The organism is Pelagimonas phthalicica (assembly GCF_004364805.1).
GTDB lineage: Bacteria > Pseudomonadota > Alphaproteobacteria > Rhodobacterales > Rhodobacteraceae > Pelagimonas > Pelagimonas phthalicica.
Map to the genome: position 1 here is coordinate 1,225,208 of NZ_SOAP01000002.1, position 12,855 is coordinate 1,238,062.

Genomic DNA, 12,855 nt, shown 5'->3' on the forward strand with positions numbered 1-12,855 from the left:
CGATCAGAGGTGAACTGGCCCTCGTTGCCTAGTCCAGGATACAACCGACCAGTACACGCAGATCAGCGTCAGAAATGCACTTCGGATTGAAACCCTCGGGGAACATTTCTTCGATAGCCAACCCAAGCCCTGAAACTGCACAGAATCCGAAACGGCCTTCGGTCTTTCCCATTTCCAGCGGACGATTCAGATGCTTGGCAATGCGCCAAGGGCCTTCGCCATCGTCAGCGCGTTTGGGCAAAGGCAGCAACTGCGCCCGAACTGGCCGACCATCATCTGTATTGCCCTCCCCGGCATCCAAGAACTCGAACACGAACGGCCGTTCCCGTGCTACCTCAGCATCCAGATACAAACGGTATCCCGACCCGGTCGGAAGGATCTCCGCACCACTGTCAGGCAGGATAGGTTTGACACCGCCATCCTGTTCGGTCCAGCGTCGCCCCTCGCAGCGTTCAATCTCGAACCACGGTTCCTTGTTGTCGGTTTCGGCAATCCCCGCAGCGCCAGAATCGGGTCGATGTCACTCCAGTTGAATTCGGTCAACGTCCCAGGCAGCGAACTCAAGATCTGAAACATCGAACCTTTCAGCAGCATTTCATCGGAAATCGCGGCCATCGCGTTGTTGCCAAATACCCGTTCGAAGCATTGTCGCAGGAAATCGAGTTCGGCCTGGATCAGCGGCTTGTTGGCGCTCCGACAGATGTTGTCGATCCGATCATAGGCAGATACGTCGTTGATTACTTCGACAAGTTCCATCTCGCCAGTCGTCTTGTTCCTCTGTGGTTCATCGAACGTGCTGGTGACATACATGCGCCGGCAGATCGTGTGCAGCGTCGCGCCCCGACCGAAGATACCAATGACAATCAGGAACCGGAGTTTTTGGCGGAGTTGTTCGGCGAGGCCAACACTCGGGTCATCCAGGATTTTCTTGGGCGTGATGCGGGGGGCGATTTCGGGGATGTCTAGCATGGTGGTATCCTTTGCTTTCCTGCCCAATTAACTACACAAACGACGCATTGCCGTCCCCGGACGGAAACACGTCAAAGTACCAATCACCCGAGAGATGGACGACCTCTGGCCTTGTGTCCAGAAACTCCAGCCAAATTGGTTCCGCTTTCGGGACTCGAATCTCGTCTCACGATGTCTCTCAAAACCAGCCGTTCTGGCGCTCCGCAGAGACTGGCGGTTGAGACCCAGTTTGCATCGGCGTCAGCTTGCAACGAATGTCTATTTTTGCTCACTTCTCAATAATCGATGAACACCAACTGAGCGAGACAAAGAATCTTAAGCCACTGTTATAAGGCCATTTTGTCATGGGCCAGCCCTACTTTTGGGAGAGAGGGTGAGGCCATCAGAAGCCATGGATTGTCTGAACCCGCCTTGACCAAGAAGCCGCAGTCCGCCCTAAATCTAAGGAAAATGGCGCTTGTAATCAGGTCCATGTGCCCAACTAAGCGACTGCGAGTCGCCGGAAAGAAGGATCCGCCCCGCCGCAATAGTATGAGTTGTGGACCTTGGGGTTCATTGATGGAACAATCGTTAGTAGCTTTTTAGGGAGGGGAAATTGAAGATTGCGATATTCTCGACGCTTTGGGGGTCATCCACCGGTGGGATCGATGTCTGCTCCAAAGAACTGGTGCATTCTTTAGCACAATCCGGAGATCACGAAGTGTGCGCGTTCTACAAAGTTCGCACACAGCAGCTTGTGAGTGACGGCGAGAAGTACGGGTTTACGGTTATAACGCCAGACGACAGAGTGGTTGATGACGTTGACGCGAGCCAATTGGGACATTGGACTAGAATAGAGGCACGCGCCGCCATACCTCAGCTCTTGAGCAAGCGGTTCAAGCCTGACTTGGTGATCGTAAATGATATATTTGGGCGCGAACTTATTCCGGTGCTTCGAGAGTACTTCTCTGAAGCAAAGATCGCGACACTCTTTCACAGTGCGTATGGTCGAAGTGAGGCCCGCAAAGGCGTTCTTGATACCGATATTGAGCGTAAAGAAAACTATCAAAGAGAACTTATCGAACAATCTGACTTGATCTTCTCAGTCGGTTCTTTTTCTGTTGAGTACCTCAAATACCTTTCGCCAAAATCCGCAGAGAAAATCAACTTTCTTTATCCGGGCCTGCCGAACATCAAAAGCCGAGCCACAAAATCGACGCGCTTCAGCGCAGCATCCTTCGGCAGGCTAGATCGGAAAAGTGATACAATTAAGCAAATCAGCATCTCCGCAGAGGCTTGGGCTTCCGCTCGCTCCAGCGGGCACATCTCAGAACTGGCAACAGACGACGTAACTTTCACTGCTATTGGTTCACGTGGAGCAGAGCCAGTTCTAGATGATGTTAAGTCAAAATTGGAAGGCACTTGGAAGGCGAACTTGCGTGAACTGCCATTTGAAGAGATTAGCGACTTTGACCAATCCCGACTAAAGGATACCCTAGATCGGTGCGCGTTTGTTCTTTTGAACTCGTGGTATGAAAACTTTGGCCTTACATTTCTTGAAACCTGCACATTTGGCGTGCCTACCGTGGTATCGCGGAGTTCCGGATTTTTTGTTGATGCAATTGAATTGCTTGGAGAAGAGGCCAAGGACTACATTTTGAGCGTCGACACTGATGGAGCATCCAGGAGCGAACTAATCGCAGAATTGGAAAAGACTTTAATCGCTGCTTCCGCCAACTACGAGCGTACGTTTGCAAATGCCCAAAGACTGAGCGACTTGCTCCGAGAAAAGTGGCCGAACTGGTCCGACGCAGTCAAATCCATCGTCGACGCGGTCGAGAGTTCACCCACCGTTTCCAGTTCGGGAAGTGTCAGCCATGAAGAGAATGATACGATTGAAATCGCGCACAGTTATCCTTGGCGGGAAACCTTGGAAGACCTCATGGATTGGACTTGGTCGAAAAATGTTCTTCACTACAGCAACTTGAAAGGGCTTCCTCAGTTCCGGCAGAACTCAGGCTTTTTTCTCACACCGCTGCAAAAAAAATTCTGGGACGAGCGCCAGAGCTTGCTGCAAAGTGGTTTCAAAGACGTTGTCCTGTCTGGAGGAACTTCGTCCGGAAAGACAACCCTGGCAGAAACGCTATTTGGACTGGCTAGACCAAATGAGTTTGCACGCACCCGCGTATTGTACGTGGCGCCAACAAAGGCTCTAGCGCAAGAAAAGGCGAGGAGCTGGCGGAAAAAGTACCCTTCGGCCTCTCTAGGCAGAGATAGTTTCGATCCAGTGATCGTCTCCACTGGAGATGACAACGCCTCCGACGGAGCGTTAATCCGTGGAGAATTTAACATTGCGTGCACTGTTTATGAAAAAGCAAATGTCATACTTAGCGCCAGCCAAGAATTGTTCGAGAAGATTAATTTGGTGATCATCGATGAATTCCATATGATAGAGGATTTACATCGTGGGTCGATACTGGAAGCTCTGCTCGCGAAGATAAAACGCGAGAAAGAAAGACGGTTAGAAAGCGTCGACGAAGGCAACCACCTGCGCTTAGTGGTTATTACGACGGAAGGAGCTAGTTCGAAGCTCAGAGATTACCTTTCGTACACAGACTATGAAACGCTAGATACAGTCTACCCGCTCGTGATTTCTGATACTAGTCGCGCGATGCGCGTGGAACATTCAGCATTCTTTCCGGGACGAACCGACGCACAGTCATTACCGTTGTTCGCAGTCAAGTCTTTTGAAACGGATGAACAATTGTCGTTGACGCAAGAAGCTGCCGACGATTTGTCCGGTCAACACGCGATTTTCCAGAAAGGCGTTGTAAGGATAGGCGAAGCCGCAAAAATCGATAGACGACAGCAGAGGTGGGATCAATATCATGACTTCATAGATCATTGGTATGCGCAAAACCCAACCGGTCGGCGGCTGCTTATATTCATGAACTCAAAGTATGAAGTCGTGGAGGTCGCAAAGTTCTTGAAGAATAAGATCTCGAAGAAGACCTTTCAGACGCTCGACAGCGGAGTTCTGGCGCTTTCGCCCAACGAAGACGGCCTCGCCGAGGTGGCACTTTCGCTAGATGAAGTTGAGGAGACGGAATTTGTTAAGGACTTGCGAAGGTGTTTGATCGAGGGCGTCTTTATTCACGACGCAGACGTACCACAATCTGTTAGAGAGTCGTTTGAAACCTACCTTGGAAAAGCGCTAGATGAGACAAGCCGGTCGGAGATCATAGTTGCGACAGAAACACTAAGCTACGGTGTTAATCTTCGGGTATCCGATGTTGCACTGTTTAATGTTCTGTTTCCTGAGGGAGAGAGAATTCAAACACGCAGACCAAAGCCTATTTTGCTCTCGAGATGCGACTTTGTGAATATGTCAGGTAGGGCGGGACGTCTTGGACAGGCAACTCGGGACGGGTCTGCACGGGTCTATTGGTATCTTGATCCAGAAGACGAAAAGTCATTTGAGGCTGTTCTCGAGCAGTTTTACGTACGACAGCCATCAATAAGTAGCCAACTTTTTCACCGCGCTGACACGAGGATTGCACTGGACTATCAAAAGATGGCAAAGTCTTTGGTTCCTACGGCAAGTTCAACACAAAGCGAGACTGGAGCGGAGTCTTCTTCCAATGCAGTGGAACGGTTCAGCTATCCCTTTGTGCGTACGGTACTTGACGGCTTAAGATTTTTAGGAGGTTCAGAAAGCGAAACCGGGTTTCTTGAGAAAGTGGGTTGTACAGATGATGAACTGAACCAAGAGTTTCTGAGCAAAACCTTTTACTACCGGGAAAAATGTGAGCCGCACGAGGGAGAAAGCAGCGATAGTTCGCAGCAGGTACTAATACAACGTGCAACGCATCTGGCTACGTCCGCACGTCAAATTCTGCAGAGCGCAAAATCTGACCGATATGGTTTAGTGCGCGAACCAAGAACAGGTGGCTACCAGATAACGGCTTTGGGAAGTTCAACGATCGACACCGGAACAGAGATTGCGACGGTTAGTCAGCTAAGACGGGCAGTCATTGAGCTTAGAGATTTTTGGGCAGGGAGGTTTGAGCGTTCTTTGCCTTTCGAACTGGCGGTTTTTCCCGTGTTCTTTCAACCCGAAGTTCACCGACAGTATCTGTTGCGGCTACCCGAGTTCAGCCACGCGATGGACTGGAACCCGGTCGAAAACCGAAATGATCTATTGATTAGGACCTCTGAAGCGCTCAGTGCCATGGGAGCGATAAGCGAAGAAGATGCTAATCGACTAGTACACGTCTCCAATGCTTTCCTAGAATGGACTGTTGCGAACCAACCAATTGTAAGTGAACAAGGTAGGTATGAGGAGGCTGCGCATGACGCTTGCTTGAGGCTCTATCTTGCCTTTCTGCACTGGATATCTGGGGCCTCCTTGGGCGAAGTGATTGGTGAAGTGCAGCGACTTTACGGAACAGCCCCCACAAAAACTGAGTCATCTGTGTTCAATTTTGAGGCATTCGCAGACAACCTAACGTGGAAGATTCTGTTTCTGATTTCACTTATCCGCACTTCAGGGGAATTAATTCTACCACCTAGCTCAACCTTCGATGCGGTCCGGTTTGTGCATCGGGCAAGATTTGGATGCTCGGAAAAAGCAATCCCGTTGCTCTTCAAAAACAAGAGGGAGCGTCCTCCCTTAAATAGAGTTGCAGCACACAGCTTACTCTCCGGCCAGAATACCACGGCATCTATAGCGCTAGGCAGCTTAGATGAAAGCTCTGGACTGAACCAAAAACAGATATTAGCTACCACCCGACAGGTGCGCGAGTTTATCGACGAGAGTTTTCAAGAAATATCGCGGCAGTTCAACTACCTAGCTTCAGGAAGCGGCCTGAATCGAATTAACGAGGAAACGGCAAAGAGTTACTGGGACTACTCGAGAGCTCAGATCACGGCCCTCCTCAGCACGAGCATAGCAGAAGATAGCGTTAGTCTCGAAGTTTTCCCGACAAAAGAGACACAGGAAACGGAGATACCAACTGGAAGTGACGGGGAACCTCGTGTTGTTTTCAGAGAGACATTTTCCGGCATTGGAATAGACGTCTTCAACCAAACACTAGATCCTTCGAACAAAGAGCGTGTAATTACTTCAAGAACGGCGTCAGTCGACGCCCACTTCGTCTTTGACGAAAATGCTTCATTGGAGGCTGAAGACCCTGGTGGGGCCCATCGACTTTTTGTCGATTTTCCGTGGACGACGGGCTCTGTCGGCCACGCAGCCGGAGGCTGCCGTCTTTCGCCGGCTGCGTTCGGCATCGTACTGAGTCTCTGCGCACGCAACTTCGTTGTTGATGTCTCAGGATACCTGCAGGCAATCTTACGAACTGACAAAAAGGTTCCGATCGGAGTTCGAGAACTGTTTGGCATTTCGGAACCTCATCTTCGAAAGAACACTTTCCCGGAGGCCATTTTTGAGGCGTGGGCCAAGTACATTGAGGTTGGCGAGTTCTAACCAATGTATGGGGCCAACATCCGGTGCCTCGATCAGCGCCGCTGGTCAAAAAATCCATCGAGCAAGGCGTTTGGCTTGAACCGCAATGTTGCCATACATCTGGGAGCCGCATTTAAGAAGCGATATCTTGCGATTGCCATCGAAGATCACGAGAGACCAATATCTCCGTTGTTTCTGGACAAAAACTGGTCGAAACGCGATGCCTTTGAAGCCGGAATCGCAGTGGTTTTTGTTGAAATACAACGATCTATCGAATAGAAAGCAGCCGTGGGAATGTGTTTCGCAAATCAGCCCCCGGGCACCAGAAACTTTTGTAAAGGGACGAAGTTCCGTTTGTTTTCGGCCGCGCGAGCATTTCGGAATTCGATCTTTGCGAATGGGTCCTATCTGGGTTGCCTACAAACTCCGCTGGTGCTCTGGCTGCGAAAATGAGTCGGCGACCTTCACCTTAAACAACGGTGAGACTTCCAATGAAAGCTCTGAGAAGCCTGCTCCCTAATCCAAATTTTAAACTACTCCTGTCAGATCGTACCGACCAGCGATCACACTTTCATGTCATCTAATGACAAGCACTGAACACGGCGCGCGGCGCGCCAATCGTGACGAAGTTGCTCCTAATGCATAACCGTCGCTTCCAGGACGGCTGGCACCGGATATGATCAGGTCCGCGCCGATCTCATCGGCGTAGTTAACGATCACCACACCAGGCTTGCCTGCCAGTGTGACGCGTTCAATTTCGTCGCGGCCAGCCAACGCTTCATCAAGCGCCTTTTTTATTTCTGCGACCATCTTTTTCTGTCTGGCCGAACAAGGGCATATTCAGCGACATAGGTCGGAATATCTTCGAACACCGAAACCGCTATGATGCGGCCTTCTGGCCCGCACAATTGACGAGCGACGTCCAGCTTTCGCGCGAGCGTCTCGGTGTGATCCAGAGCGACCGGAACGAGGAAGGTATTGAACATGGAGGTTCCTCAATTGAAGGCCGGAGCACCGGGCCCCGGCCGTTGATCTTAGGTTGAGACGTGTGACACGTCCTTGTCCGGCGAGTAGATATCGAGGATGTTCCAATGCCCCGTCGTCGGTGTCGGATTGTTGATCATCGGCACGTCCAAAACCGTGGGCTTACCGCTGGCAATCGCCGCCTCTAGCGCCGGAAGCAATTCCTCCGCAGACGTAATCCGGACCCCGACTGCCCCATAGGCCTGCGCGATCTCGGCATAGCCCGGCCCGTTCGTGGGTGCCGCGGCGGTTCCTGGGAAAGTCGTGCCATAGGTCAGCCCGTAATGGGCCTTTTGCAGGCCCGCGATGGTACCAAACGCGTTGTTGTTCATCACCAGCCAAATGATACCCAGATTCAGTTCGACTGCCGTTGCCAACATGGACGGATTCTGCCCAAACCCGCCATCACCCACAAGGCTGATCACCACGCGATCCGGCGCGGCCAGCTTGGCCCCAATCGTTGCCGGAGGCCCAAAGCCCATCGTGGCAAAACCACCAGGGGTGAGGATTGAGCCGGGGGTCAGAATGTCGAACTGCTGCCCGACCCCGTTTTTGTTCCAGCCCACATCCGTGGTGATGATTGCGTCCTCAGGCAGCGCCTTGCGAGCATCCGCCAAAATGCGTTCCGGCATCATCGGGAAGGCTGACGAGGTCTGCATCTCGGTGTTCGAGGCTTTGAACTTGGTGCGGAAACCGGCAATCTCGGCCTTCTTTTCAACGCGCGGGAAACCGTCGGGATACATCTCTTTCGCCACACGTGTCAGCACGCGCAACGCTGCCTTGGCATCCGCCACCACACCGATTTCGGTCGGGTAGTTGCGGCCAATTTCCTGCGGCTCGATATCGATATGGATGACTTTGGTGGTGTCGTCCTTGCCACCAATGTTGAAAGTGTATCCGGGATACCAGCTCGAACAATCAGCCTCTTTAAAGCGCGTCCCCACGGCAAAGACGTAATCCGCATTCAGACAGGATTGGTTCACCAACTCAGTGCCCCAGAAGCCCGTCATGCCCATGACCAGTGGATGATCGTCACGCAATGCGCCCTTCCCCATCAGGGAATGCGCAACCGGCAGGCCCATATGTTCGACAAATTCGCGCAATTCTTCGCTGGCCTGAGCCAACAGAATACCACCGCCCACATAGGCCACCGGGTTGTCTGCTTGGGCCAGTTTCTCAATAATCTCGCGTGCCGTTTCGTCGTCGATCGACGGCTTCTTCAGCGCGCGGGTGTTGTCGAGAATACGATCAAACGATTCCGACGGGATCACTTCCGAGAAGATGTCCATAGGCACATTGACCAGAACCGGACCGGGCTGACCGCTTTCTGCCAAATGGAACGCCTTTTCCAGAATCTCGGCCATCAGGTCCGCCCGGTCCACACGCCAGGCGCGCTTCACGAAAGGGCGATAGATTTCCCATTGCGCCGCGTCCGCATGCAGGTTCACCTCTTGGTGCGGGTGCTTGCCGTAGTAGTGGGTCGGAATGTCGCCCGCGATCACCACCATCGGGATACAGTCGAGTGCCGCATTCGCGACCCCAGTGGCACAGTTCGTCAAACCGGGAGAGAGGTGTGACAAAACCACAGAGGCCTTACCCGTCACGCGTGCATAAGCATCCGCCGCGTGGCTGGCGATCTGTTCATGACGCACGGTGATAAAGTCGATGGGGCTTTCGGCCAGCGCCGCCAGAACCGCAATGTTGGTGTGACCACACAGGCCAAACACATGCTCGACCTCGCGCCGTTCCAGAAAGTCGACGATATGTTCGGCAACCGTTTTGCCGTCTACTTTCGATCCATCCATCACGCGACCTCCTGACCAAAGAATTCGCCAAACAGCTCTTCTTCCGAAGGGCGGTCTTCGGCGATGGGGCGCGAGACCCATGTGTAGTTCATCATGTGTTTCATGGTGACGTTCTCGTTGGTGATATTGCCGCCCCAGATGCCGCAACCCAGCGAGCTGGTCATCGGCATGCCGTTGGTCCAAGCGCCGGCATTGGCCTTGGATTGCGGCTGGCGCACCATCATGCGGCTGACCGGGGCCAGACGGGCCAGACGGTCAATATTCTCGTCATTATGCGAGTAGATCCCGCAGGAATGCCCCCTGCCGCCGGTGGCATAGATTTGGCTGACAGTGTCGAGCGCATCATCAAAGGTCTCAAAGTGATAGAGCGCCATCAGCGTGGTCAGCTTCTCCTTCGAGAACTTGTGTTCTGGCCCAATTTGGCCCTGATTTTCCACCATCAGGAACTTGCGATCCTCAGGGATCGAAAATCCAGCGACCTCGGCAGTTTGCTGTGGACGGCAGGCGATGGTCGGGAAAGTACGATTGCCTTTCTCGTCCCACATCGCGGCCTCAAGCATCGTTTTTTCCTCGGTCGAGCACAGATAGCCCCCTTCGGCTTCAAGCGCCTTGACCATGTCGTCATAGATCGACTTCTGGATGATAATGTTGCCATCAGCCGAACAGCCCGAGCCGAAATCCGAGGTTTTCGAGATGCGGGTGTTCATCGCAGCGATGTCTAGATCAGCAGTCTCGTCGATGACAATCGAGCTATTGCCAGCCCCCACGCCATAGGCCGGACGGCCCGAGCTATAGGCCGCTTTGACCATCGGCTTGCCACCGGTGGCCAGCGTCAGGTCGCAGATCTCCATTAGGTGCTGGGTCAATGGGATGGACGGTTTGCGGATCGCTTGGAACAGTTCCTCGGGCGCGCCAACGGCACGACAGGCCGCGCGCATCACTTCGGTCATTTCCCATGTGGTCTGGGCTGTGCGTGGGTGCGGTGAGAAGATCACCGCATTACGCGCATTGGCTGACGATACGCCGGTGACCGGTGGCGTCATTGCTGGGTTGGTCATCGGAATAAGCGAGGCGATCACACCGGCGGGTTTGGCGTATTTCACCAGCCCCTTCTCTTCATCCACTTCGACAATACCGGTCGACGGGGTGCGCAGCACATCGCGCAGCACCATCTGGATTTTGAAACGTTTGGCGGGACGTCCGGCGCGGTCGCCAATACCGCTTTCATCAACGCCCTGCTCAGCAAGGCGGGTGAAGGTTTTTTCATTGCCCGCATACCAGGCAATGGCTTGGCTCAGGCGGTCCAGTTGCTCTTGCGACCAGTCTTCGATTTCAGCCATGGCGGCACGCGCACGCGCTAGCATGTCGGCCGCCAGTTGGCGATCCGCGTCAGTGAGCTCTTTGCTCATGATGATCCTCTTTATGTTGGAGAGTAACTGCATCCGGCATCCGGCGCTGAGAGCGCGCCTCGCCGAAAGTTCGTTTCGCGTGTTGCAGGCAACGGCGCGCGTGTTCTTCATATCCAAGTTCGACGACACGGCTTTGGTTGGGCAGTTCGATCGAATAATCCACCGGGGGCATTCGTTCGATGATGCCCGCAAAATCAATCCAGCCCTCGCCTGGATAAAGCCGCGCGTCGCGGGCCAGTTGGATCATCCCTTCGCGCGTGTCGGCGATGCCGGGCAAGCAATCCGAGATGTGCAGGAAGTGGAACAGCTCGGACGGGACGTGCAAAAGCTCGCCCAGATCAACACGGCTCAGGTGCAGATAGAGCGTGTCCACCAGAATGCCACCATTGGGGCGGTCCGCAGCGCGCACGATATCCAACGCTTCGTCCAAGGTGCGCAGCCGCGAAAAAGACGGAAATTCAAGATCAACGGTGATGCCGTAAGGCGCGGCCAAATCGCAGGTTTCGGCGTAGACATCGACCAGAAAGTTACGATCGTCACGGGTCGGCGTCCATGCCGACATGATCATCCGCTTGGCACTCAGCTCTCCGCCCAACTCCAAGGCGCGTTCGAAACTGCGCGGGTCCACATCTTCGGTGATACGGGCCAGTTCGACATCCAGTACTTTCAACCCGGTTGAGGCCAGCGCCGTTTTCGTGGCCTGCACTTGCGCCTTGTCCACGGGGGTTTCCGTAAACTCCCCCGGGACTTTCATCGGGATGAAACGCGGGCTGACAGCGTCATAGCCCGCGCGGGCGGCGATATAGACCAGCTCGGGCGGCGATGCCCCAATTAAGGTCAAATGGGCCAACGAATACAGCGGTGTCTCATCAGCCAGTTGGGCAGTGTCGGGCATGTAAGGGGCTCCGGACGAAATCAGCGAGTCGCAGGTTTACCCTACGTGATTCAAAATATCTGATATTTATCAAAATATCAATTAATGATTTCAATCCGATCTGACTGTCGATATGGGTTAAATCGCGACCCATGCCCCGCCTTTTTCATTTGACCGCACTGATGCTGCGATGAAATGCACCCCGGCAGCACCTTCGCCCACTTTGGGAAAGCTCACCCAACCATCGGGAAGGACCACCCCATCACGTCGTGCCGCCACAGCCATGGCGAACTCGGTGTAGAGATTGGACCAGGCTTCGATAATCCCTTCGGGGAATCCGCGCGCGGTGCGGATCAGACGTTCGGTGGCCGCACTGACCCCATGGCCCTGCCCCCGGCTGATCACCCGATCTGCCTCGCCAAAGCGATAGAATTGAAGTTGCTCGGAGTTCTCAAGATCCCATTCGAGACCGCCCTCGGACCCATAGATCCGAAGCCGCAACCCACCACGATTACCCGGCGCAAGGCGGGTGGCCATCAGCGTCCCGGGCACGTCTCCCTGAAAACGCGTGAACATAAACGCTGTATCCTCGAGAGATTTAGGTGCTCCACAGACGTGGAATTCGGCACGCAGATCGCTCATCTCCAGCCCTGAGACAAAACTTGCCAGATGCGCGGCATGGGTGCCGATGTCACCCACACAGCTCGTCGGCCCCGAGATCTTCGGATCAAGCCGCCATTTCACATGCGGCGCGTCGGCCACGTCGTCGGGTGTCATCCAGTCCTGCAGGAACTCCACATGGATCTGGTTGATCTTGCCAATGCGCCCTTCGGCCACGATCTCGCGCGCCTGACGTATCATCGGAAAGCAGGACATGGCATAGCCCACGCCGAACACCTGCCCGGATTGTTCCGTCAGGTCGATCAACGCTGTGGCCTCGTCCACCTCGTTGGTCAGTGGCTTGTCGCAGATGACATCGATGCCGGCGTTCAAAAACGCTTTGGCGGCGGGGAAATGCAGGTGGTTGGGCGTGGTGATCATCACCGCGTCCACCCCATCCGCGCGCGCGGCCTCGGCCTGTGCCATGTCTTGGAACGAGGCATAGCAGCGATCAGTATCCAAAAACCACTCCGCCCCGCGCGCCTTTGCCCGCGTAGGATCAGAGGACAGAGCACCCGCAACAACCTCCCACCGGTCGGTCATGCGTGCGGCGGTCGCCTGAGTGTCTGAAATACGCCCCCCGCCAACGACACCAAGGCGCAAGCGGCGTGAAAGAGGCGGAAACGGCCCATTGAAATCCAAGTTTTCTGGCAGAAGTCTCTCGGTCAT

The 12,855-nt window shown here is 54.0% G+C and carries 9 protein-coding genes; 1 reads left to right on the forward strand and 8 read right to left on the reverse strand.

Annotated elements, in window-relative coordinates; genetic code table 11:
• Positions 1-28: 28 nt before the first annotated feature.
• Entirely contained in the window at positions 29-313 is a 285-nt protein-coding gene (locus CLV87_RS16145; protein WP_099247021.1) for a hypothetical protein, read from the reverse strand.
• 17 nt (positions 314-330) lie between these two features.
• Positions 331-969, reverse strand: coding sequence for a hypothetical protein (locus tag CLV87_RS16150; RefSeq protein ID WP_099247023.1), 639 nt, complete (start codon positions 967-969; stop codon positions 331-333).
• Positions 970-1,564: 595 nt separating this feature from the next.
• On the opposite strand from CLV87_RS16150, the gene CLV87_RS16155 reads away from it, so the two are divergent.
• A complete protein-coding gene (locus CLV87_RS16155) occupies positions 1,565-6,436 on the forward strand; it encodes a DEAD/DEAH box helicase (RefSeq protein WP_099247025.1) in 4,872 nt (1,623 codons plus the stop codon).
• 555 nt (positions 6,437-6,991) lie between these two features.
• On the opposite strand, the gene CLV87_RS16160 is transcribed toward CLV87_RS16155, so the two are convergent.
• The 6 genes from CLV87_RS16160 to CLV87_RS16185 form a co-directional block, all read right to left on the reverse strand.
• Entirely contained in the window at positions 6,992-7,225 is a 234-nt protein-coding gene (locus CLV87_RS16160; protein WP_099247029.1) for a universal stress protein, read from the reverse strand.
• The gene (locus CLV87_RS16165) at positions 7,210-7,401 is read right to left on the reverse strand and encodes a hypothetical protein (protein ID WP_133840811.1); all 192 of its coding nucleotides are present in this window, start codon (positions 7,399-7,401) and stop codon (positions 7,210-7,212) included. Before CLV87_RS16165 ends, CLV87_RS16160 begins: the two co-directional genes overlap by 16 nt.
• A gap of 48 nt (positions 7,402-7,449) precedes the next feature.
• Positions 7,450-9,243 carry a thiamine pyrophosphate-binding protein gene (locus CLV87_RS16170; protein ID WP_099247031.1) on the reverse strand — a complete coding sequence of 598 codons (1,794 nt, stop codon included), beginning with the start codon at positions 9,241-9,243 and terminating at the stop codon, positions 7,450-7,452.
• A complete protein-coding gene (locus CLV87_RS16175; RefSeq protein ID WP_099247033.1) occupies positions 9,243-10,652 on the reverse strand; it encodes an aldehyde dehydrogenase family protein in 1,410 nt (469 codons plus the stop codon). The genes CLV87_RS16170 and CLV87_RS16175 overlap by 1 nt, the downstream gene beginning before the upstream one ends.
• Complete coding sequence (locus CLV87_RS16180; protein ID WP_099247035.1) at positions 10,633-11,547, reverse strand: sugar phosphate isomerase/epimerase family protein; 915 nt, start codon at positions 11,545-11,547, stop codon at positions 10,633-10,635. The genes CLV87_RS16175 and CLV87_RS16180 overlap by 20 nt, the downstream gene beginning before the upstream one ends.
• 117 nt (positions 11,548-11,664) lie before the next feature.
• On the reverse strand, positions 11,665-12,855 hold the full coding sequence (locus tag CLV87_RS16185; RefSeq protein WP_099247037.1) for a Gfo/Idh/MocA family protein: 1,191 nt from the start codon (positions 12,853-12,855) through the stop codon (positions 11,665-11,667).